This window comes from Brucella pseudogrignonensis (genome assembly GCF_031454375.1).
Lineage (GTDB): Bacteria > Pseudomonadota > Alphaproteobacteria > Rhizobiales > Rhizobiaceae > Brucella > Brucella pseudogrignonensis_A.
The window spans coordinates 177,271-199,312 of sequence record NZ_JAVDQT010000005.1; the positions used below are offsets into that span (position 1 = coordinate 177,271).

Below are 22,042 nucleotides of genomic sequence, written 5' to 3' on the forward strand. Positions count from 1 at the left end.
GATTTCTGCGCCATAAGCATTTTCATTGTGCGCTCTTTCTGCGAACGGAGAACCAGAAGACCAAAAACCCAATGAAAATAATGCTTAAGCCCTGAAACATATTGAGGGTTGCTGGCGTGGCCGTCTGCGGCAAACGCATTGTTGGTGCGGGAAGATTTGGTGCGCTGATGACAGCTTTTTTGTGAAGCTGTATTTTTTCAGCGCTGGCATCAGCGTGGTCCGTAGGGCTGCGTTCAGTGCGAATGCCAAAGAGAGAATCGAAGTCCCATCCAGCTGGCAGTTCGAGTGGAATTTCTGCACGGGTAAGCGGGGTATTTGAGGGGCGTTCTGGCGTCTTATCTACGGCCACCAGACTTGTAAGCCGTGTTACGAGATGATGTTCCAATGCGAGACTAAGGATACGTGCATCAGCTGCGCGCGGTGATACGCGGTTCAGTTTTATGTCAACTTCTGCATCATCGATTTTTCGCCGAGCCCATATCTTAGAAATACCGTCTGCATTGCTCGCCTCATCAAGTGGCAAGGTGATCGTCCAGGCGCGGCTTCCTACATTGCCTTTAATCGTTAGTGACCCAGTTGCATGCTTTAACCGTGCAGCAATAACGAGGGGTTCGCCGTGATAGATGTCTGGAAGCATGCCAGGGGTTTGGCTGGCACCATCCTGTGAAAATTTCGCTGTCACACTCGTTACAGCCGGGCTCTGCAGCTTATCGAACAATTCACGCATACGTTGCTCCACCTCATCAGGCGAACCGATATGTGTGAACGTACCGCGACCAAGTTCAGCGGCTTTGTTCATCAGATATGTATTGGGGGCCGATCCGATGCCGACCATGAAGAGACGTGAGCGGTCGCGACGCGATGCAATAACATCAAGCAATTGCTGTTCATTGCTGATTGCGCCATCCGTCAGGAACACGATCTGGCGCAAACCATCTTTCTTGTGGCTGTCATCAAAAGCCGCGTGCATTGCGGGCAACATTTCTGTTCCGCCGACAGCTTCGAGGCCGGCAACATACTGGCGGGCATCATCAATATTTTGCTCTGTGGCATCGACAGAATCCTCGAAGAACTTGGTGAGTGTGTTGTCAAAACGAATTACGTTGAAACGATCTCCGGGGTTAAGTCTGGAAAGGGCATAGCGGAGACTGGTCTTGGCCTGTCTCATTGATGTGCCGCCCATTGAACCAGAATTATCGATCACGAAGATGATTTCCCGCGACTGAACCGTGTCGGGTTCAGCATGCGGTGGTGTTACATATGCAAGTACATAGTCATCATCGCCAACGCGTTCGCGAAACAATCCGACGTTAGGCATATCTGTCTTCGCGGCTCGCCATTCGAGCACAAAATCACGGTCCGCTGTGGTTTCACCATCCAGAGTGATTTTAGACGTCTGCGGGCTCTGCTGATCAATATGAACCTTATGATAAAGGCTTTTAATCTCAGTGGTAGCAAAGCCAGGTTTGAGGTTGATGCCTATTGTGACCAGATTCATGCGCTTTTCACCCGGCATAATAAGCGATGTTTTGATGGGGTTATTATCTGGACCAATGGTTCGCTGTGTTTGAGTATTCCCCCATCCGCCATCAACGTTGACGGTTTGTTTAATGGGATCAATGTTTTCTGGATTGTATCGTGGCGCAGCCACAAGTGGCAGGCGCAAGGAAAACTGATCGTCATTCAGGCGGACAGGCTGTTGATATTCGATTTGTACAACGACTTTCTCGTGAGGTCCGAGATTAGCAACCGCATTGGTAAAAACATTAGGGCGTTGTTGCTCAATGAGTGCTGTTTTTTTGCCTTCACTCTTTGCTTTTTCGTAAATTTCGCGTGCTGCCTGCTTTTCCTTGATGTCGGCAACAATAATCCGCTCACCAACAATCATTTTCAAGGAATAGACCGCACTATCTTCCGGCAGCGGAAAAACATATAGCCCCTCTACCCAGCCGTCAGTCGGATTTTCAAAAATCTGGCTCAGACGGGCGCGGGCTGTCGGGCCGCTGACATCAATGTCGTAATCTGTTGTTAGGCGAGGTGCTTCAATATACTGGCCCTCCTGACTGCTTTGCAGCAGAAGGCTACCGCTTTGCACCGCATTCGGTGTCAGATATGCGGGCTTTTCTGCTCGGACTGAGGCGATATTCAGGAGTGAAAAAATAACTGCCACAATCGGTAATATCAGCATATTCATCAACCAGATGGCTTTGCAGAAATGCGACAGACGCATAGATTTCTCGCTCGCTTGTAAGTGCCTGTAGGCAGGTAACATGATGCGCTCCTGTATCGGTCATTTAACTGGAGGCATTCTTCGCTGTTCCGCTGATGTGGCACCAGCGTAAGCTTTGCCAAGTTTTATCCGCCGTTTGCCGCAAACCACCTTGCCGCTTGCGCTGTTGTGTGGAATTGTGAAAGAAAGTACGTATTCAGGAAGATTTCATGTCTCAGCAAGACGCTGTTTTACCCGATCAGATGAACAGCCATGTCGCTGAACGTGTACGAGAGGAGATAGCGCGTCGCAGAATTTCCCGTCAACAATTGGCAGACGAGGCGCGTATCAGCCTATCGACGTTAGAAAAAGCTCTGTCTGGACACCGGCCATTTACGCTCGCGACCATCATCCGGCTTGAGCAGGCTATGGGGCTGAAGCTGCGTGATAAGCCAGAGACGGAAAAGCCAATAATAACGACTCCTCAAGCACATGCTCATGAAGATTTAGGGGCATATTCGCGTGCTGCGGTCTCCTGGCTGGAAGGCACATTTTTAACGCTTCGCCCTTCCTTTGGTAAGAGCAGTGATATCTTTGCTTACTGCACTGATATTGGTTGGGATTCTGAAAATACGCATCTAAAGTTTGAAGAGCGGGAACGTATCGATACGTCATTCTCGCAACATGGACGTGTTTCTGTTCCCCATCTCTCAGGCCATGTTTATCTGGTGACTAACACATCAGGTCAGTATCGAATGGCGGTTTTATCCCGTCCCAGTATTTCAGGTGAAATGTATGGGATTCTAACGACCTTGCGGGCGGGGCAGGGAGCGCAGCTAACGCCTGTATCAGTGCCGCTGGTTCTGATACCGATGAGGGTTTTTGAAACGCCGGTCTTTGGGCGCGTGTCGGCGGAAGATAAAGCTTACGATCGTTATTCAGGCTTTCTTAGCAGAGCGATTGGTGACGGCTATGCAAGCTTCATCACATCACACCAAACTTGAAACTGGCTGCTCTCTCCGAATCCAGGATCCCTGACCTTATAGAAAATACAGCTCTATTTTAGCGAAGTAAGTAGCCGCTCGTGTGGATATTCTCGGAAAGAAAATCTATAAAAGCACGGATACGAGCAGCGAGATAGTTGTGCCCCAAAAACACGGCATGTATCTGTTCAATATCTTCCGCGTTGAAGTCCTCAAGCACTGGAATGAGACGGCCAGCGTCAATATCGGCTTGCACGTGAAACTGCCCCACTCTTCCCAGACCTGCTCCTGAAAGGCATAGTCTGCGGATGACCATTCCACTGTTCACCAGGGCATTGCCCGTAATTGGTATGCGATAAACCTCTGATGATCCCGGATTTCGGAATGGCCATTCATTAAGGGTGCGAGCGAAGTTAAAACTGAAGCAATTGTGATGAGCAAGATCTTGCGGCGTTAGCGGGGCTGATTTCGATGCTAAATAGTCAGGGGATGCGACGACAACACGTCGGCTTTCAAAAATTTTTCTGGCCTTGAATGAGGAGTCGGCCATCATTCCAGAGCGTATTGCAACATCCGTGCGTTCTTCGATCAAGCCAATGATGCCGTCTGTAAGTGATAGATCGATGTGGACATCTGGATATTGTTCAAGGAAGGCCGGCAGGAGTGGCAATAATATTACCTCACCAAACCCGACAGAAGCACTGACTCTGAGCAACCCACGCGGCGTATTATCACGCTTATTAGCGATGCTCTTCTCGGTATCATCAATGTCAGACAATATCTGTCGAGCCCTCGCCAGATAAGTTTCTCCCTCTGGTGTCAACGTCATCATTCGTGTCGATCGATGCAATAACCGTACTCCGAGACGATCCTCAATACGCGTAACAATTTTGCTCACCGCAGAGGGGGACATGTTCAGCCGTCTGCCCGCAGCTGAGAAGCTTTGCAGTTCCGAGGCGACAACAAACACCTCCATCTCCCCGGTACGATTATCCATTGGTGCTACCTGTGAATTTTTTTCATAAATATTAATCCAACAATACGGATTATCAATCAAGTCCTCCAAGATCATATTCCGGCCAACAGGAACCCTCGGATCAATAAGCTGATAGCGTTCTCAAAATCGCCATCGACGAAGGAATGGTCATGCCATTAGCTATATTTGCTCTAACAATCGCAGCCTATGCGATTGGAACTACGGAATTTGTGATTGTTGGCCTCTTACCAACTGTTGCGAGTGATCTGCATATTTCATTGCCATTGGCGGGTTTAATCGTCAGCGTATATGCACTGGGCGTTACGTTTGGTGCACCCGTTCTGACCGCACTCACCGGACGCGTCGAGAGAAAGCCCTTATTGCTCGGGCTGATGGCGCTCTTTGTTGTCGGAAATGCAGTAGCAGCAGTTTCACCAAACTACGCATTGCTCCTTGTTGCCAGAGTATTGGCCGCATTTGCACACGGTGTCTTCTTCTCAGTTGGTGCAACCATTGCAGCTGATCTGGTACCGCAAGATCGTCGCGGTTCTGCGATTGCCATGATGTTCATGGGGCTTACAGTAGCAATCGTTACGGGCGTTCCTCTTGGCACTTACATCGGTCAGGTGTTCGGCTGGCGCGCAACATTCTGGGCTGTTGCTGCCCTTGGTATTGTCGCTTTTTTGGCAATCCTGACACTTCTTCCTAACAACTTGAAAAAGGCTGCTCCGGCTAACATTCTTGATCAATTGAAAGTGTTGAGCTCAGGAAGGCTGCTCATCGTATTCGCAATGACGGCATTGGGCTATGGCGGAACCTTTGTTGCCTTTACCTATCTCGCACCGATACTCCAGCAGATGACTGGATTTTCTGAGAAAAGTGTAAGCCTCGTATTGGTGCTATACGGTGTAGCAATTGCTTTAGGCAACATGGCCGGGGGGCGGATTGCCAACAAAAACCCTGTGAAAGCCCTGATAGGTCTCTTTGCCTTACAAGCTCTCGTGTTGATCATGTTGACATTTACTGCCGTATCTCCGTTGCCTGCAATTCTAACACTTGCTTTGCTGGGGTTTCTCCAGTTCGCCAATGTGCCGGGACTCCAACTTTATGTCGTTAAGCTTGCTCAGGAACACCGCCCAGGTGCTGTAGATGTTGCATCCGCATTAAACATCGCTGCTTTTAATCTTGGTATTGCCATTGGAGCCTGGCTTGGTGGCCTCGTTGTGGAATCCTCGCTAGGCCTTGGATCGACACCTTGGGTTGGTGCCATTCTGGTGACTATCGCTCTAATCCTGACTATTTGGAGTTCTTATCTCGATCAGAACGCCATTCGTACCCAAGCAATATTTAGGACTTCTTCGCAGTGAGGAGCAAACCATAGTTTTTGACTTTTTTGGAAGAGTTAGCTTCGCACTCAGACAGACGACTCAGGTTCTGTAATATTGCTAAGGGCGAACCAATACTTCCTGATAAGCCCCTATAGCGCTGATGGTTGCGAGTAAGGTGGGCCTGCATGGCTGCGCGGGCCTGCTCTGCATGGCGTGCGCTGATTGTTTCACAAATGGAGCGATGCTCTACAACCGTGTTTTGAATAAATTCCGGCGTGATCAGAGCGGGATTGAGATTGCGTGAAAATGCGGGCTGCGGCAGCATTTTCATGCTTATCCAACGCCCCTTCGTCATCCTGCGAGCTCTCAAACTGTTTTAGAGCCTCCCACATTTTAGCTTCCTGCGCCCATGATATGCGTTGTGCTGCCAGTCCCGCCGTATGAACCTCAAATGCCATTCGCGATTCCAGAAGGTCCATAAAAGGCCGGGCGGCTCCATAATGGTGGCGGCTTCGCCGGGTACTACATTAGCTTTGTCCTGATCACGAACAAGGGTAACGGTACAAGTCCGGTCCGCCGAGTGGCTAGGTATCTACACGAATATTGTGCAGGCCGGATAATGCGCCATGTATCGGTCCATGCGTTTATCCGCACCCCCCTTTATCAATTCTCATTGGCAATCAACGGCGTGGTTTTTGTTCGTTTCACATCATGTTTCGGAGCTGTTGCGACGCTGATGATTTGTTGCTGCGGATTTAAAAGATCTTTTTTGAACCTCATTCTGGCTCACGCTTTGCTCTACATGCCGATTTCGTCAGTGCTATAGCCACTGACGAATGTCAGCCTCAATTGTCCCCCTTGTTTAGCAATTTGTTTCTCTGCGACATGAAACGACAAAACGTCAGGTTCTTAATGACTGACGATTATTAGCCTATAAATTTTATAGGATTTAATTATCGAAAGCGCATCATGATTATAACGCCACGTGAACAGGAGTTCTGGCTGCAAGCCAGCGAGGGCGCTCATAGCGAGCAGGCGCAGCCCGGTGTTTTGCGCAAGCTGCCGCGTCGTAGGCGCGATATTCGCCCGTCTTTTATCCTCCAAAGGCTTGGTGCAACGGTAATTTCTGTTCTCGGTTCAGTGTCACTGGTTTTCTTCCTGATTTTTGCAACTGGCAGCCCGGCAACCTTGCTTGCGGGCGGGCAGGCGACAAAGGAAGAAGTCGCAGCCCTGAACGCAAGCTACGGGTTTGATCGCCCTGTGATCGAGCAATATGGGCACTTTTTATTTAACAGCCTGCGTGGCGAGTTTCCAAAATCATTGCGTTTTGACATCCCTGCTGTTGATGTTCTGGCACCGGCCATACCGCTGACGCTCGTGTTGGTTTTGACGGCGCTTTTGATCGGTTCTGCAATAGGGTTGTTCGCTGGCTATCTGTCGGCCACGTCATCAAACCGATGTCTTCGTGAAGGCCCGCTGGCACTTTTAACGGTTGTGCAGTCCACGCCTGTTTTTGTAACCGGCATCCTTGCGGTTCTGTTCTTCTCTTTGACGCTCGGCTGGCTCCCAACGGGGGGAAGTGGCAGCTTAAGGCATCTCGTTTTGCCTGCTTTGACTCTGTCTTTGTTGATCGCTCCGCCTGTAGCACGGCTGTTTCGCACCAGTCTTAAACAGCAGCAGGGTGCAGACCATGTCCGCACGGCTTTATCGAAACATATTTCGCTCGGTCGTGTGCGTTTCAGGCACATCGCTATCAATGCCCTCGTTCCTGTGATTGCCCTCTTGGGTACGCAAACGGGAACCTTGTTGGGCGGAGCTGTTCTGACAGAAACAGTCTTTGGCTGGCCGGGTGTTGGCACGGTTCTGGTCAGCGCCGTTGGCATGAAAGATTATCCGGTCATTCTGGCGGCGATTGTCCTGATCGCCCTGACTGTCAGTCTTTGCAATCTACTCGCCGATCTTTTCATCGCTGTTGTTGATCCACGAAGTGCGGTGACCAAATGAGTGAAATTTCTAATCAGGATTTTATTGAACTCTCTCGCGAAACTCCAAAGCCAAAGCTGGCTTTGAGAGGTAAGATCGGCCTGCTGATCATCCTTCTTTGGGTGGTGGCTGCCATTTTTGCACCGTTGCTTGCGCCCTATGAGCCCAATTCCAGTGATCTGATGGCATTTCTGCAAGCGCCGTCATGGAATAGCGGGCATTGGCTCGGCACTGATGATCTGGGACGGGATATTTTAAGCCGGGTTTTTTACGGTGCACGGCCTGTTCTGCTGGTTGCAACCATAGCAACGCTTCTTTCCGCTTTGATCGGAAGTCTGCTGGGTATTGTTGCAGGATTGAGCAATCGTTTGCTTGACCAGATCATTGCCCGGATCGCTGAAATTCAGTTAACAATTCCCGGTCTGGTTTTGGCGCTTCTGGCACTCGCCTTGTTTGGTTCAAGGCTTGAGAACCTGATCCTTATTCTGGCACTTGAAAGCTGGCCTCTGCATTTCCGTGTCGCGCGTTCCTATACGCTGAATGCGCGCAATCAGGGCTATATGGAAGCTGCATGGCTTGCAGGCGTTCCGCTTTGGAAGTCCGTTCTGCGCCATATCGTGCCGGGGCTGTTGCCGCTACTGATTGCAACCTCAACAATAAGTGCTGCCTTCATCATCATGACAGAAGCTGGTCTCAGCTTCATTGGTTTGGGTATCCAGCCGCCGACTGCCGATTGGGGCCTCATGATCGCTCAGGGAAAATCGCAGCTCGGTGCCGCCTGGTGGCTGTCAGTGATGCCTGCTCTTGCTCTGCTCAGCCTTCTTTTTGGTGTGCAGCTTTTGGGTGATGCCCTTTCGAGCAGGCTTTCCGCGCGCGAAACAGGAGAGCCAGCATGACAATTATCAACACGCTTCTGTCCGTTGAAGGGCTGGTTGTCAGATCAAATGAAACGGCACTTGCAGGCCCGGTGTCATTCACGCTGAAACAAGGCGAAACGCTTGGAATTGTCGGTGAATCCGGCTCCGGTAAAACACTCACAGCAATGGCTGTCGCAGGTCTTCTGCCCCAAAGCCTTCGAGCTGATGGTCAGGTCTATCTCGATGGAGCACCACTTGCACTTGGCATATCTGACCGAGGCCGTGACTTCAGAACGTCACAGATTGGAGTCGTTTTTCAAAACCCAACAACGGCTCTTAATCCGCGGTTGAGTGTTGGCGCGCAGCTGTTTGAAGCCCTCTCGCCTGCAATGCGCCGTGATAAAGCCAAGGCTGCGAATATCTGCCTGCATCTTTTGGAAGAGGTGGGCATCAGAGATCCAGTGAAGAAGCTGACCGCTTGGCCACATGAACTTTCGGGCGGGCTGGCCCAGCGCGTTGTTATCGCGATGGCTTTGGCGCGGCAACCGAAACTGCTTATCGCAGATGAGCCGACGACTGCACTTGATGTAACGGTGCAGGCGCAAATTCTTGATCTCATTGCCCGGCTGCAAAAACGTCATGGGTTCGGTGTTCTGCTGATTACCCACGACATGGGCGTGATGCGGGATCGAGCGGATAGTGTTGCCGTCATGGATGGTGGGGCGATTGTCGAAAGTGGCGCTACGCGCGATCTTTTTGCAAATCCGACCAGCAGCGCTGCGCGATCACTTCTGAAAGCAAGTGAGCTGACTTTTGCGACTGCGAGTGGTGCGCTTCACGAAGCTGTTTCCCAACCTCCACTTGTTGAAGTCAAAGCTCTTCAAAAGACATTTCGCAATGGTCCGCGTGCGCTTGGTGGTGTCGATATTTCGGTGAAGGCTGGAACAACACTGGGGATTGTTGGCGAGAGTGGGTCGGGTAAAACCACGTTGGCGCGCATTATCGCGGGTCTGGAACGCGCAGATGACGGCCATATCCTGATTGACGGTAGCGTACGACCAGCGCGAACACGCTCAGACCACGTACAATATGTGTTTCAGGACCCATATTCATCTCTCGATCCACGCATAAGCATTGTGGACACTGTGGCAGAACCCTTGCTTGCCAAAGGACTTCGCAAAGCTGAGGCCGTGAGACTTGCACAAAGCTTGCTTGAAGAAGTCGGCATCCATCCGTCTTTGTGGCATCGCCTGCCGGGGCGTCTATCGGGAGGACAGCGCCAGCGCGTGGGTTTCGCGCGGGCGATTGCACCCAGCCCCAAACTTCTCATCGCCGATGAGCCAGTTGCAGCACTCGACTCCACATCGCGGGAGCGCGTGCTTGCCTTGATGGAAGACATGCAGCGTCGGCATGGTACCGCGCAACTGCTTATTTCTCATGATCTATCGGTCATTGCCCGGCTTTGTCGTGAAGTCGTGGTGATGCGTGGCGGTGAAATCGTCGAGCGCGGCGAAACCCGTCGTATCTTTGAGGCTCCGGTTCATCCTTACACCCGACAATTGCTTGCGGCCATTCCTGGCAGAAAGCCATTTGTCGCTCCAAATCCTTAAATCTGAACACAAACACTGGAAGAAACACATGATTGTAAGACGATCATTACACGCATTGAGACTGATGGGAGCAAGCCTGCTTCTCATGTCAGCAACGCTATCGGTAACCCACGCGCAGGCACCTGCGGTCTATGGCAAGACACACGAATTGGTGGTGGCGCTGCCTTATGCCTTGCAGACTCTTGATCCTGCCGTTGGGGGCAATCTGCGCGGCGATTTGAGCATCATTGCATCAATCTATTCTCCACTGACACGCCTTGATGGTGAAGGCAAACTGGTGGGTGTTCTGGCCAAAGACTGGAAGCAGGAGTCGGATACGCGTTGGGTGTTCGATCTGCGCGACGACGTGGTTTTCTCCAACAATGTGCCATTTGATGCTCAAGTCGTTAAGTGGAACATCGAGCGCATCCTGTCGTCGGAAAAGCCAAGCTGGATCGTCTCGTCGATGAAGGCGGTCGATAAGGTTGAAGTCCTTTCACCGCATCAGGTTGCCTTTACGCTGAAAGCGCCCGACATTGAGTTTCCCAAGCGGTTGGCAGGCATTTTCTATCTGGAACCTGAATGGGCCAAGTCACACAACCCAGCGATTGAGGCGCTCGGCACTGGCCCCTATAAGCTGGTGAGCTATAATCCAGAGGGCGAAGTTCGCCTTGAAGCCAATGAACATTATTTCGGCAAGGTAGCACCATTCACCAAGGCGCAGTTCCGCGTTGTGGTCGACGCTGCGGCCAAGATTAACGGCCTGAAGTCCGGTGAGATTGATGCCGCAGCGGTTATCGCGCCGCAGGATCTCGCTCAGCTCGAAAGCAATGGTAATCTGGTGGCAGGTGCGCGCCCAAGCACGCGCGTACAGATCATCCGATTTAACACCAATATCAAGCCGCTTGATGATGCGCGGGTGCGGCAGGCTTTGAACTACGCCATTGATAAGGAAGCTATTACCAAAGCGCTTTTCAAGGGATTGGTAAGCCCAGCCAACAGCCAGATCATCACCAGCTTTCATGAGGGCTATAACACAAACCTGAAGCCATGGCCTTATGATCCCGCGAAGGCCAAAGCGCTGCTTGCGGAAGCAGGCTATCCGGATGGCTTTGATGTCGAGATGGTGTTTGGCAAAGGCACCTATGTCGGTGGAGAGCAGGCAGCGCAGATTATCGCGGCGCAACTGGCCGCGGTTGGTGTCCGTGCACAGCTCAATATTCTGCCCGCTTCGTCTCATGCCGAGCGCGCGGCATCCGACAACGCCGCTGGCCTGACGTGGTTTGGTTACGCCGATACGGCAAGCATTGCAGCCGAAACACTCACCTATCTCGGCAGCACGCATTTTCAGACAATTGGGCCAGTCCCGGCCGCCTTTGACGAAGCGGTAAAACAGGCAAAAGGCGCACTCACCAAGGACGCCGAGCTTGCATCAGTCAAACGCGCAACCGAAGTGGCATCTGACGAAGCGCTTGCCGTCTTCCTTTGGGATCTGCCGCAAACCTATGCCTACAGCAACAAAGTCGTGTGGGACATCCGCCGGGATGACTGGACGCTGCCATACGAAATCAAACCTGCTGAATAAGCCTTTCTTCCAACATACCCAATACAGGAAATACCTATGACCAGTGGTCTGACGAAATATATCCGACACAAGAGAAAGCTGCACGACGCAAAAAAGGGACAGCCAGCAGGCACCGGCCATCTTTCCGCTCGCGTTGTTGCCGAAGGACGCAGCGGTATCCGTCGTCTTTTCATTCGTGATTTTCAGATTATCACCGATGGATCACCCGCTGGCGGTGGTTTTGATCTTGGTCCGGCCCCGGGTGAATTGCTGATCGGCGCCGTTGCTGGTTGCCTAAATCATGGATTTCTCATTCAGGCGTCACTACTCGATATCGAGATCGATGCGCTGGAAGTTGTCGCTGAAGCTGTCAGTAAGCCGGGACAAATCGGAACAGGCTCAAGCGAGCCCGTCGATCTGGAACTTCGCTACACCGCGAAAATCCGGTCTCCCGCATCTGACGCTGAGCTGGAAGACCTGCGCCAGCGTGTTGAACTTAATAGCTTTGTTTATAACGTCGTTACCCGCGGCGCTTCGATTGCAGGAAGTCTGGAAAGGATCACCGCATGACCATTCGAGTTATTGAAACTGATAAAGCAACGTCCGGCGGTCTGCGTTTCGCCACACGAGCGACCCCTGAGCCGGGCTTTGGGGAAGTGCTTATCGATGTCACACATACTTCGTTGAACTTCGGTGAAACCCGACGTGGTGCGCGCGGTCTTGAGGCTGATGGTACGGTTCTTGGATGGGACGCGTCCGGTGTGATTGTAGCCGTTGGCCCACAAACCAAAGCGCCGCCCATTGGAACATTGGTTGTCACCCGCGCCCCACTTGGGGCCTGGGCTGAAAAGCGCATTGCACATGTGGAGGATATCGCGGTCATTCCGGAGGGTGTAGATCCGGCAGAAGCAGCAACTCTGCCGACAGCAGCTGTCACGGCGCTGGCGACCTTGCAGCTTGGTGGGCCAATCTTAGGCAAAACAGTTCTGATCACCGGTGCTTCTGGCGGCGTAGGCCGCTTTGCAATCCAGCTCGCACGGCTGGGTGGTGCGCGCGTTATCGCCTCTGTAGGGTCCGAAGCCAGTGCAGCGGGTCTGACAGAACTTGGTGCGGACCGTGTTGTGACCAGCCTTGATGATGTGAAAGAAGGTATTGATCTGGTGATCGAGAGTGTTGGCGGGGCGCAGCTCGTACAATCTTTCAAGCTTCTTAACCGTCATGGCAATGTGCAGAGCCTTGGCTGGGCTTCAGGCGAAGACGCCGTTTTTGGTCATCTTGGCACAGTCGGTCCGGTTGGACGCCACATTCATGGCTTCCTGATTTCCGAGTATCGGGTGGGCTCCTATCTCAAAGCGCTGCTGCAATGGCTAGCTGAGGGCAAGCTCAAGACAGAAGTGAAATGGCGTGGTGACTGGAACCTGTTTGACGAGGCTGTCGCGGCTCTTCTTGACCGACGTTTGCATGGTAAAGCCGTTCTGGATGTGAAACCATGAATGCACATGCGCAATCCTTCCGGCATACGCACTGGTTTGATCCGCCAATCGAGGCGGACATCCGGGCGCGTGTTGAGCAGGTGAAAACTGAGCTAGCGCCGCATGTGGTAGAGCGGGACCGTAAAGGTTCCGCCCCCGTCGAGGAAGCATCGCTCTTGCGCCAGTCTGGACTGGCGGCACTAACCGTTAATGATGATCTGGCGTTGTTTCGCAACGCTGACGACCGCAGGGAAGCGATAGGCGCACGTTGGCAACATGCTCTTTTTGCGATCCGGGAGATTTCACGCATCGATTTATCGAGTGCAGCACTTCTCGGCTATAATTACATGCATCTGCTGCGCATTGAGATTGCCGGGCGTGGGCTGGTCTTCTCAAAAGCCGTGGCAGATTCGTTGCAGACGCCGACACTTTGGGGCGGTGCCAACAATCCAGGCGGCCCTGCCGCAGATTTGAAGCGGGTTGATGGCGGCTATATTGCCAATGGCAGGAAAAGCTTCGCAACCGCCGCACAAACAGCTGACCGTCTGGTCGTCGGTGAAAGCTATCGCGCACCCGATGGCCAGGAGAAACGTCTGACGTTCGTTCTCGATGCGTCAACGCCGGGCATTGTCCATGCGGATGACTGGGATGGCATTGGTGCGCGTCGCTCCGCATCAGGCAGTCTGGTCTTTGAAAATGTGTTTATCCCGGATGCCGCGATTTTCAGCACGTCGGCAGCCGATCCAACAAAGCGTCCCCTCAATGAATCGATAGGCTCGCTGGCCTTTCAGATCATGTTCGTCAATTTTCTCAATGGAACGGCGTTGGGGGCAATTGATACTGCATTGTCGCAATTGCATTTGCGCAAAAACGGCCTGAATACATCAGTGCCGGACTATATTGCCGATACTATTGGCAATTCTATCACCTCAGCCAACGCATCTTTTGCGCTTTCAACTGTCGCCAACAAGGCGTTTGGCGAACTGGTTGCAGACATTGATGAGAACCGTTTGACTCGGGAACGCCGTGGCGAGATTGCTGATCTCATATCACAGGCCAAGGTTGCGTCGGACGCAGCAGCACTTTCAGTAACATCGCGCATTTTTGAAGCCGTTGGCGCGCGTTCCGCGACTTTGAAACAAGGGCTGGATCGCTATTGGCGTGATGCCCGTATTTACACGCTGCATGATCCGGTAGCGGTTAAAATACAGGAAGTTGGCAGATATGCCGTTGATCTTGAGTTGGCGACGCCTTCAGCGAACAGTTGATTTTGTTCGTACTTATCTCATAAGTATCGTCCGGCTTTTAAAGCTGGACGACTTGTCATGCAAAGAGTGAGCTGATGGATATAACCACTGCAAAAGCCGGGCATCCAAAAGAGCGCCGGAAAAAAGGAAGCTGGCGCTTCCTGTTCCGCTCGGACAGTGTTGCACTCAATCTCGTTGCGACCATCGCGGCATCAAAGGATAGGACAAAAGGCGTTGATCGGTTTTCAGAGCCTTCATTGCTTGATAGGTGGCTTTGCGAGGCCGAACTACCGCCGCTTGCAGGTTCTGTAACGGATGAGGAACTTGCAAAGACAAAGTCTTTGCGAGAGGCAATATTCAGGCTGGCCGATAATCGTATTAATCAAAGCGAGATATTGGTGTCGGATATCGCGCTTATCAACGCGCATGCGCGCTCTGGTATGCCGGTTGTGCGTATTGCTTGTGATGGATTTAATACGGAACCGCCGGACGTAGCTGAAATGGACGAGATATTGGGCCTCATCGCACGTGATGCTGTCGAAGTTTTCACCGGCCCCTATCGCAATCGAATAAAGCAATGTGCTTCGCCACGTTGCCATGTGATGTTCGTTGATAAGTCGCCCGCTGGGAATAGACAGTGGTGTTCGATGTCTCCATGCGGCGATCAAGCGAGCGCTCGTGCATATCGACAGAGAAAGCGTAGCCAAGAGAGTTGATCATCCTGCCAGGCAACTGTGTAATACTGGAATTTATCTATAATCTGATCAAACGAATATGAGAGAGGAAGCTACTTCGTTTGCAGCGTTCCCACGACAAGAATTGTGTTGATTAAAACAGTCTAACTGCATGTACCTACACCGAAACCTCCGTCAATCCGTTCCGGAAAATGATCAGAAATTATCGGAGTACCATCCTATTTAACTACTGCAGATTCATTGCTTAGCATTGTTTAAATTTCTCTGTTCAGAAATTTCCCAGGTTTGTTATTCACACTTCAGTTGAAATAATTTACCGAAAAAGCCACTGTAATTTTAAGAAGAATATTTTTATCGTACCAAAAATTTTAGTTAATTGATGCGTGCGTCAAGTCCCTTTGATGTGAAAAACTCTAATCAGTTTTTCATTGGTGAGAGGGTCTCCAATTGCGATCAAATATACTAAGCCTCGTAGCAGCGACATTGATTATTGCTTCCTCAACACAGTTGAGTAATGCTGAGACATTGCGCTGGACCAGAGCTGCTGATGCACTCACGCTGGACCCCCATGCACAAAATGATGGCGTTACGCATGCGGTTCTCAACCACATTTATGAAAGCCTGATATGGCGTGATGCCGAAGGCAAACTCGTTCCACGTCTGGCGACTGAATGGAGTTTGAAAGAGGGTGACCCCACCACTTGGGTCTTTGAACTACGCAAGGATGTTAAGTTCCACGACGGTGCAGATTTTACCGCCGAAGACGTTGTTTTTACGCTGGATCGAGCGCGCTCAGATAAATCCAATCTCCGTCAGCTTCATGCAGATGTGGAAAAGGTGACAGCTGTTGATGACAACACGGTTGAGGTTAAGCTGCGCGCTCCCAATGCGATTTATCCCAATAATCTGACCGGAACTTACATTCTGGATAAGGGATGGGCGGAAAAGCATGACGTGACAGATGTTCAGGATATCGCGGCAGGGAAGGACAATTACGCGGTTAGAAACACCAACGGCACGGGTCCATATACGCTAAAATCCCGTGAAGTCGGCGTCCGAACTGTGCTTGATGCAAATCCGGCATATTGGGCGGAGAAGAAGCCGGAAATAACAGAAATCGTATACACGCCTATCGCCGACAATGCGACACGTGTTGCAGCTCTTCTTTCGGGCGAAGTGGATTTTCTGCATGAGGTGCCAGTACAAGATATCGAACGGCTAAGAAATACGCCGGGTATTAAAGTCTCTGTTGGTCCAGAAAACCGGTCCATTTTCCTTGGCTACCGGGTTGATGATGCACCGCTGGCGTCATCTGACGTCAAGGATAAAAATCCACTGAGCGATGTGCGGGTGCGCGAGGCTTTTGATCTCGCAATAGACCGCGATGCAATTAGGACGGTTGTTCTTCGTGGTAATTCTGTGCCAACCGGCATCATCGTGCCACCGTTTGTTCATGGCTGGACGCAGGAACTTGATACCTATTCCAAGCCCGATGTTGAGAAAGCAAAAGCGCTCTTGAGTGAAGCGGGTTATCCGCAAGGCTTTACGATTACTCTCGACACTCCCAACAATCGTTATGTCAATGATGAGGCAATCGCACAGGCAGTTGTCGGGTTTCTTGGACGCATAGGCGTAAAGGTGAATCTGGCATCGCGCCCCTATGCGCAACACTCGCCGTTAATTGTTGATCAAAAAACAGACTTCTATCTCTTTGGTTGGGGTGTACCGACATTCGACAGCGCTTATAACTTTAACGATTTGGTGCACACACGACAGGGACGTTATGGAGCCTATAACGCAACCGGCTATTCAAATGCTGAGGTTGATCAGAAAATTGAGTCACTGGGCGCTGAAATAGATCCAGCGAAGCGTGATGCAACCATCGACGAATTATGGAAGCTGGTGAAATCGGAGCATCTATACCTGCCGCTTCACAATCAGGTGGGAGCGTGGGCCGTGCGTGACAAGTTTAACCTTGAACATCAGCCGGATAATTCGCCCAAGATCGGACAGGCAACGGTCAACAAGTAAGCACTCGCAGCTTTCGCCTCCGCATGCGGGGGCGGAGCATCATCATGAATAAAAGCCACACGGTGGCGGTTGAGTTTGGGCTGAATATATGACCAGTTTCATCATCAGGCGTATCTTCCAATCTGCTGGCGTCATGCTGACCGTGGCGTTGATCGCATTTGCTGTCATTCGCTTTGTTGGCGATCCGCTGGAATCCATTGCCAGTCAGGAAACACGTCTGGAAGAACGACAGGAGCTGAAAGAACGCCTTGGATTGAACAAGCCGGTTTATCTGCAATTCTTGTCTTTCATACAGCGTGGTCTGGTGGGTGACTTTGGCCTCTCATACAAACAGCAGGAACCCGTCAGCCGGATGATTATAGAGAAACTGCCCGCGACAATTGAACTGGCAATTACCTCGTCGCTCATCGCGCTTATCGGTGGTGGCATCTTGGGCGTCTATGCTGCTTTACGCCCTAAAACGCGTCTGACTGCTTTCATCATGACATCGTCTTTGATCGGCGTATCACTGCCAACATTTCTGATCGGGGTGGGGCTGATCTATTTGTTTTCTGTCGAGCTGGGCTGGTTGCCATCTTTTGGGCGAGGGCAGGTTATTGAGATTGGTAACTGGTGGACGACGGGCTTTCTGACGACATCAGGGCTGCGTTCATTGATACTGCCTGCAATAACCTTGTCCCTGTTTCAGACAACGCTTTTAATGCGGCTTATCAGGTCGGAAATGCTCGATGTTTTGCGGCAGGATTATATCCGATTTGCAAAAGCGCGCGGACTTTCCAGCCGCAGTATCTATTTCGGACACGCGTTGAAAAATACCCTTGTTCCGGTGATTACGGTGGTCGGATTGCAACTGGGATCTGTGATCGCCTTCGCTATTGTAACAGAGACAGTCTTTCAATGGCCGGGTGTGGGTTCACTCTTTATCAACTCCGTACAGGCCGTCGATGTGCCGGTTATGGCTGCATATCTGGTCTTTATCTCTTTGCTTTTTGTGAGCATCAATCTCGTGGTTGATATTCTTTATTTTGCTGTCGATCCGCGTCTTCGTTTCGACCGTATCAAGACGGGAGCGTAACGTGACTGATACGCCTTTTTCTTTAGAAGCCGCACATAATCGCCACTCTGTGAGAGCTAAAGTTCCGCGGTTTAAACGGTTGCCAGTGGTTACAACGATAGCTGGGGTGCTTGCTGCAATATTGGTATTAGGTGCAGTATTTGCACCTTTGATTGCGCCATATTCACCTTTTGATCCGTCAACCTTGAACCTGATGGATGGTTTGAGTGCGCCTTTGCAGCCCAGTGCGTTCACAGGTAATACCTTTCTGATGGGAACGGATCATCAGGGGCGGGATATATTATCTTCCATTCTTTATGGTAGTCGCGTTTCATTGTTAGTGGCTTTGTCTGCAACCGTTCTTTCATTGTTCATAGGTGTTAGTGCCGGACTTATCAGCGGATACGCAGGTGGACTGCTTGATACGATAATCATGCGAATAGCTGATACACAATTGACTTTTCCTACAATTCTTATTGCGCTTTTAATCTTCGGTCTTGCGCAAGGGGTTGTCCCTCCCGCGCATCAGGAGGCTGCCGCTGTGTGGCTGCTTATTTTTGCTATTGGTCTTTCGAACTGGCCACAATTTGCACGGATAGTTCGGGGAGCAGTGTTAGTCGAACGACGAAAAGATTATGTGGCTGCCGCAAGGCTGATTGGTGTTCGTCCTGCTCGTTTGTTGATTACCCATATTTTACCGAATTTACTTGGACCAACTCTCGTTGTTGCAACATTGGGGCTGGCTCTGGCAATTCTCGAAGAAGCCACTTTGTCTTATCTTGGGGTAGGGGTTCCACCCACGCGTCCATCATTGGGCACACTCATTCGCAATGGCCAGCAATTTTTGTTTTCAGGAGAGTGGTGGATACTATTCTTCCCTGCGGTCACATTGGTTCTGCTCGCTTTATCCATCAATTTGCTGGGTGACCGGTTGCGAGAGTTTCTCAATCCGAAGAAGCAAGGGCAACTCTAATGCATGAAGCATCGAGAAAAGAGCCTGTGCCGGTTCTAACCGTGCGCAATCTGCAAGTCGACTTCCCCTCGGATGGCCACGTCTTTCACGCCGTTAATCGCGTGTCTTTCGATATCCATGCCGGTGAAGTGCTTGGAATGATTGGAGAGTCAGGCGCAGGGAAGTCGATGACCGGATCGGCGATTACGCGCCTTCTTGATGCTCCCGGATATGTTTCAGGCGGCGAAATTTATCTCAAAGAACAACGCATTGATAATTTGCCGGACAAAGAATTAGCAGCCTTACGTGGCAAAAAAATTGGAACGGTCTTTCAGGATCCGCTGTCCAGTCTCAACCCGCTCTATACGATTGGCCGTCAATTAATCGAGACAATACAGCGCCATCGCTCCCTTTCTCAACCGGCTGCCCGTAAGCGTGCAATAGAGCTTCTCACAGAGGTTGGAATATTGGATGCGGAAAGACGGCTTGATGCTTATCCGCACGAGTTTTCTGGAGGTATGCGTCAGCGTGTTGTGATTGCATTGGCAATTGCTGCCGACCCGGAACTGCTTATCGCCGATGAGCCAACGTCGGCTCTTGATGTCTCAGTTCAGGCGCAGATTGTTGCGCTTCTGAAAAAGCTTTGCGTTGAGCGTGGCTTAGCTGTGTTGCTTATTACGCATGATATGGGGGTCATTGCAGAAATTGCCGATCGTGTTGTGGTGCTTCATCATGGACGTGCTGTGGAGGCCGGCTCCGTCCGTGACGTGATACAGACACCGCGTGAAGATTATACCCGCAAGCTGATCGCTGCCACTCCTTCGATTCACCAAAAAAACATCCGTACCTCCTCACAGTCATCAGCCGGTGAGATTTTGCGGGTTGACAATCTTGCGCATGATTTTCGTATCGGGAGCCGCGGCTTTTTCTTCTGGACGCGTGGGGAAGGACAGAACAAGCTTCGTGCCGTCAATGACGTTTCGTTTCATATCAGGGAGGGCGAAACCTATGCGCTAGTTGGCGAATCCGGTTCCGGTAAATCGACAATTGCGCGCATAGTTGCCGGACTTTTGCCGCTCGGCGAGGGACTGATCAGGGTTAATGGTGTTGATCGTTCTGATGGCGCATCTGTTGATCATAATGGCGCTGTGCAGATGATATTTCAGGACCCCTATGCGAGCCTCAACCCCCACTGGCGTGTCGGCGATATTATTGCTGAACCTATCCGCCGTTTGAAGCTTGAGCGTGACCCATCTGTTGTAAAGGCTCGCGTAAGTGATTTGCTGGAGAAGGTGAGATTGCCGCAAGATTCTGCGCAACGTTATCCGCACGAGTTTTCTGGCGGACAAAGACAACGCATCGCAATCGCAAGAGCACTCGCCAGTCGGCCTCGTTTTATCATTTGCGATGAACCCACATCCGCGCTCGACGTTTCGGTTCAGGCTCAGGTTCTCGACTTAATGACGTCATTGCAAGCAGAATTTAATCTGACTTATCTGCTGATAAGCCATAATCTCGCAGTGGTACGACAGATGGCTGATCGTGTTGGCATACTGCGTCATGGTATTCTCGTGGAGCAGGGGCAGGTCGAAGATATTTTCGAAAATCCAACCCACGACTACACAAAAATGCTGATCAGTGCAGTGCCCGATATTAATGAAGCATTGGCTCGACGCAACTTGCATTAGGATAGTGGAGGGGTAGCACGCATTCTGCGTTAGCTATCTTTCTTTGGAGTTGCAAACAGATTACTGGCCATGAAGTCGACAAATACTCTAATTTTTGGCGATAAATATCTGTTTGTCGGCCATAAAACGCGAAAGATACCCGTTTCTGCCAGATATTCATCGAGTATAGCAACCAGCGTGCCTTCTGCGATCTGCTGCTTGACTGCAAAGTTAGGTAAACACGTGATGCCAAAGCCGTTTTCTGCGAGGTGGATAAGCGGCTCTAAAGTGCTGGCAATGGTAGTCATAGGCAAGGTAAGACGTGTCTCAGTGTGGATTGCAATGAGTGGCCACGGCTCAAGCTTTCCCGAATTGGCAAAGCGGTGATGCATACACTTATGATGCAGCAAATCCTCTGGCAAACGTGGCGTACCCTGTCGTAGCAGGTAGTCGGGTGATGCGACAATCCGATGCTTGAAGGTTCCCAGTTTACGGCTCATCAGCCGGGTATCGCGAACTTCGCCTGTGCGCACAACGGCATCAAACCCTTCCTCAATCACATCAACCAGCCGATCGGTGAAGTCTAATTCGAGATCAATTGCAGGATAAGCCTTCATAAATGTAGAAATGGTTGGCATGAGCAACATTCCGGTCAATGGAAAGCTTACACGTAACAGGCCACTTGGCGTGCTATGTGATCGCGAGAGTTGCGCTTCAGCGGCATCAAGTTCGGATAATATCCTTTTACAAGTATCGAGGAAGAAACTCCCTTCTTCCGTAAGTGTCATGCTGCGGGTGGAGCGATGGAACAGAGAGACGCCAACCTCATGCTCAAGGCGCGCCACGGCTTTGCCGACAGCCGAACTGGTGAGCCCCATGCGTTGGGATGCCGCAACAAAGCTGCCACTTTCAGCGGTTTGAACGAATATCTTCAAGGTTGCCAGCTTGTCCATAGCGCTCTCTATTAAGGAATTTAATTCCTGTCTTATCAGAATAGGAGATTATTTATCGCTTATTTGGAAAGCGATATCCAGTTTGTCTCAAGATGAGTGAGCTGTCTTTTAAAGGGAATACACAATGGATATGCAGCCTTCAGCCGGATTTACGTCTTCGCCAGTTCCAACCACATTTATCGTCAATGTAATTCATGCCTTTCCCGGCAAGCAGGATGAGGCGTTTCAAATCATTCAGGACGTCGTTCATTATGTGGCGGAGAGAAAGCCCGGTTTTCTGTGGAGCAATCTTGCCAGGAGTACGGATGGGCTAACGGTCGTCAATATCGAGGCCATTCAGGGCGCAGGTAACGTGGACGAGTTCTTCTCCGATCCTGTGTTCGTTGAAAAGTTTCGGAAGTTAGATACCGTCTCAACAAGTGAGTTCCATACGTATCAAGTGGACGATCTGGTTTTGCCAAAGCGTGGGCTTGAGGCCTAAT

The 22,042-nt window shown here is 51.0% G+C and carries 19 protein-coding genes; 15 read left to right on the forward strand and 4 right to left on the reverse strand.

Annotation, left to right across the window (positions count from 1 at the left end; translation table 11 throughout):
* Window positions 1-22: 22 nt before the first annotated feature.
* Complete coding sequence (locus tag J2782_RS15535) at window positions 23-2,272, reverse strand: marine proteobacterial sortase target protein (protein ID WP_310014174.1); 2,250 nt, start codon at window positions 2,270-2,272, stop codon at window positions 23-25.
* 167 nt (window positions 2,273-2,439) lie between these two features.
* Here J2782_RS15535 and J2782_RS15540 point away from each other — a divergent pair, with 167 nt between their 5' ends.
* Complete coding sequence (locus tag J2782_RS15540) at window positions 2,440-3,213, forward strand: helix-turn-helix domain-containing protein (RefSeq protein ID WP_310014177.1); 774 nt, start codon at window positions 2,440-2,442, stop codon at window positions 3,211-3,213.
* Window positions 3,214-3,271: 58 nt separating this feature from the next.
* Here the strand turns inward: J2782_RS15540 and J2782_RS15545 are convergent, their stop codons facing one another.
* Window positions 3,272-4,189 carry a LysR family transcriptional regulator gene (locus J2782_RS15545; RefSeq protein WP_310014180.1) on the reverse strand — a complete coding sequence of 306 codons (918 nt, stop codon included), beginning with the start codon at window positions 4,187-4,189 and terminating at the stop codon, window positions 3,272-3,274.
* 149 nt (window positions 4,190-4,338) lie between these two features.
* Here J2782_RS15545 and J2782_RS15550 point away from each other — a divergent pair, with 149 nt between their 5' ends.
* Window positions 4,339-5,535: an MFS transporter gene (locus J2782_RS15550; RefSeq protein ID WP_310014184.1), complete on the forward strand. Its 1,197-nt coding sequence runs from the start codon at window positions 4,339-4,341 to the stop codon at window positions 5,533-5,535.
* Here J2782_RS15550 and J2782_RS15555 read toward each other — a convergent pair.
* Window positions 5,516-5,827 carry an FCD domain-containing protein gene (locus J2782_RS15555; RefSeq protein WP_310014186.1) on the reverse strand — a complete coding sequence of 104 codons (312 nt, stop codon included), beginning with the start codon at window positions 5,825-5,827 and terminating at the stop codon, window positions 5,516-5,518. The two genes, J2782_RS15550 and J2782_RS15555, sit on opposite strands and share 20 nt — an antisense overlap.
* A 638-nt stretch (window positions 5,828-6,465) precedes the next feature.
* Between J2782_RS15555 and J2782_RS15560 the strand changes: the two genes are divergently transcribed.
* The 12 genes from J2782_RS15560 to J2782_RS15615 all read left to right on the forward strand — a co-directional run bounded on the left by J2782_RS15560 (window position 6,466) and on the right by J2782_RS15615 (window position 20,628).
* The gene (locus J2782_RS15560; protein WP_310014188.1) at window positions 6,466-7,500 is read left to right on the forward strand and encodes an ABC transporter permease; all 1,035 of its coding nucleotides are present in this window, start codon (window positions 6,466-6,468) and stop codon (window positions 7,498-7,500) included.
* On the forward strand, window positions 7,497-8,375 hold the full coding sequence (locus J2782_RS15565) for an ABC transporter permease (protein ID WP_310014190.1): 879 nt from the start codon (window positions 7,497-7,499) through the stop codon (window positions 8,373-8,375). The genes J2782_RS15560 and J2782_RS15565 overlap by 4 nt, the downstream gene beginning before the upstream one ends.
* A complete protein-coding gene (locus J2782_RS15570) occupies window positions 8,372-9,946 on the forward strand; it encodes an ATP-binding cassette domain-containing protein (protein ID WP_310014193.1) in 1,575 nt (524 codons plus the stop codon). The genes J2782_RS15565 and J2782_RS15570 overlap by 4 nt, the downstream gene beginning before the upstream one ends.
* A gap of 28 nt (window positions 9,947-9,974) precedes the next feature.
* The gene (locus tag J2782_RS15575; RefSeq protein ID WP_310014196.1) at window positions 9,975-11,510 is read left to right on the forward strand and encodes an ABC transporter substrate-binding protein; all 1,536 of its coding nucleotides are present in this window, start codon (window positions 9,975-9,977) and stop codon (window positions 11,508-11,510) included.
* Window positions 11,511-11,546: 36 nt separating this feature from the next.
* Window positions 11,547-12,059, forward strand: a complete 513-nt coding sequence (locus J2782_RS15580; protein WP_310014200.1) for an OsmC family protein — start codon at window positions 11,547-11,549, stop codon at window positions 12,057-12,059.
* Window positions 12,056-12,982: a zinc-binding dehydrogenase gene (locus tag J2782_RS15585; protein ID WP_310014204.1), complete on the forward strand. Its 927-nt coding sequence runs from the start codon at window positions 12,056-12,058 to the stop codon at window positions 12,980-12,982. Before J2782_RS15580 ends, J2782_RS15585 begins: the two co-directional genes overlap by 4 nt.
* Window positions 12,979-14,229, forward strand: a complete 1,251-nt coding sequence (locus J2782_RS15590; protein WP_310014207.1) for an acyl-CoA dehydrogenase family protein — start codon at window positions 12,979-12,981, stop codon at window positions 14,227-14,229. Before J2782_RS15585 ends, J2782_RS15590 begins: the two co-directional genes overlap by 4 nt.
* A gap of 74 nt (window positions 14,230-14,303) precedes the next feature.
* Window positions 14,304-14,924: a CGNR zinc finger domain-containing protein gene (locus J2782_RS15595; protein WP_310014209.1), complete on the forward strand. Its 621-nt coding sequence runs from the start codon at window positions 14,304-14,306 to the stop codon at window positions 14,922-14,924.
* Window positions 14,925-15,350: 426 nt separating this feature from the next.
* Window positions 15,351-16,934 carry an ABC transporter substrate-binding protein gene (locus tag J2782_RS15600; RefSeq protein WP_310014211.1) on the forward strand — a complete coding sequence of 528 codons (1,584 nt, stop codon included), beginning with the start codon at window positions 15,351-15,353 and terminating at the stop codon, window positions 16,932-16,934.
* A gap of 88 nt (window positions 16,935-17,022) precedes the next feature.
* On the forward strand, window positions 17,023-18,009 hold the full coding sequence (locus J2782_RS15605; protein ID WP_310014214.1) for an ABC transporter permease: 987 nt from the start codon (window positions 17,023-17,025) through the stop codon (window positions 18,007-18,009).
* Window position 18,010: 1 nt separating this feature from the next.
* Window positions 18,011-18,961, forward strand: coding sequence for an ABC transporter permease (locus J2782_RS15610; RefSeq protein WP_310014216.1), 951 nt, complete (start codon window positions 18,011-18,013; stop codon window positions 18,959-18,961).
* Window positions 18,961-20,628 carry an ABC transporter ATP-binding protein gene (locus J2782_RS15615; protein WP_310014218.1) on the forward strand — a complete coding sequence of 556 codons (1,668 nt, stop codon included), beginning with the start codon at window positions 18,961-18,963 and terminating at the stop codon, window positions 20,626-20,628. The genes J2782_RS15610 and J2782_RS15615 overlap by 1 nt, the downstream gene beginning before the upstream one ends.
* A gap of 29 nt (window positions 20,629-20,657) precedes the next feature.
* Here the strand turns inward: J2782_RS15615 and J2782_RS15620 are convergent, their stop codons facing one another.
* A complete protein-coding gene (locus J2782_RS15620; RefSeq protein WP_310014220.1) occupies window positions 20,658-21,560 on the reverse strand; it encodes a LysR family transcriptional regulator in 903 nt (300 codons plus the stop codon).
* A gap of 124 nt (window positions 21,561-21,684) precedes the next feature.
* Here J2782_RS15620 and J2782_RS15625 point away from each other — a divergent pair, with 124 nt between their 5' ends.
* Complete coding sequence (locus J2782_RS15625; protein WP_310014223.1) at window positions 21,685-22,041, forward strand: antibiotic biosynthesis monooxygenase; 357 nt, start codon at window positions 21,685-21,687, stop codon at window positions 22,039-22,041.
* The last annotated feature ends 1 nt before the right edge of the window (window position 22,042 follow it).

Coding starts and splice junctions, on each gene's coding strand:
- J2782_RS15535 (WP_310014174.1), bottom strand. CDS start 2,272: ATGTTACCTGCCTACAGGCACTTACAAGCGAGCGAGAAATCTATGCGT.
- J2782_RS15540 (WP_310014177.1), top strand. CDS start 2,440: ATGTCTCAGCAAGACGCTGTTTTACCCGATCAGATGAACAGCCATGTC.
- J2782_RS15545 (WP_310014180.1), bottom strand. CDS start 4,189: ATGGATAATCGTACCGGGGAGATGGAGGTGTTTGTTGTCGCCTCGGAA.
- J2782_RS15550 (WP_310014184.1), top strand. CDS start 4,339: ATGCCATTAGCTATATTTGCTCTAACAATCGCAGCCTATGCGATTGGA.
- J2782_RS15555 (WP_310014186.1), bottom strand. CDS start 5,827: ATGAAAATGCTGCCGCAGCCCGCATTTTCACGCAATCTCAATCCCGCT.
- J2782_RS15560 (WP_310014188.1), top strand. CDS start 6,466: ATGATTATAACGCCACGTGAACAGGAGTTCTGGCTGCAAGCCAGCGAG.
- J2782_RS15565 (WP_310014190.1), top strand. CDS start 7,497: ATGAGTGAAATTTCTAATCAGGATTTTATTGAACTCTCTCGCGAAACT.
- J2782_RS15570 (WP_310014193.1), top strand. CDS start 8,372: ATGACAATTATCAACACGCTTCTGTCCGTTGAAGGGCTGGTTGTCAGA.
- J2782_RS15575 (WP_310014196.1), top strand. CDS start 9,975: ATGATTGTAAGACGATCATTACACGCATTGAGACTGATGGGAGCAAGC.
- J2782_RS15580 (WP_310014200.1), top strand. CDS start 11,547: ATGACCAGTGGTCTGACGAAATATATCCGACACAAGAGAAAGCTGCAC.
- J2782_RS15585 (WP_310014204.1), top strand. CDS start 12,056: ATGACCATTCGAGTTATTGAAACTGATAAAGCAACGTCCGGCGGTCTG.
- J2782_RS15590 (WP_310014207.1), top strand. CDS start 12,979: ATGAATGCACATGCGCAATCCTTCCGGCATACGCACTGGTTTGATCCG.
- J2782_RS15595 (WP_310014209.1), top strand. CDS start 14,304: ATGGATATAACCACTGCAAAAGCCGGGCATCCAAAAGAGCGCCGGAAA.
- J2782_RS15605 (WP_310014214.1), top strand. CDS start 17,023: ATGACCAGTTTCATCATCAGGCGTATCTTCCAATCTGCTGGCGTCATG.
- J2782_RS15615 (WP_310014218.1), top strand. CDS start 18,961: ATGCATGAAGCATCGAGAAAAGAGCCTGTGCCGGTTCTAACCGTGCGC.
- J2782_RS15620 (WP_310014220.1), bottom strand. CDS start 21,560: ATGGACAAGCTGGCAACCTTGAAGATATTCGTTCAAACCGCTGAAAGT.
- J2782_RS15625 (WP_310014223.1), top strand. CDS start 21,685: ATGGATATGCAGCCTTCAGCCGGATTTACGTCTTCGCCAGTTCCAACC.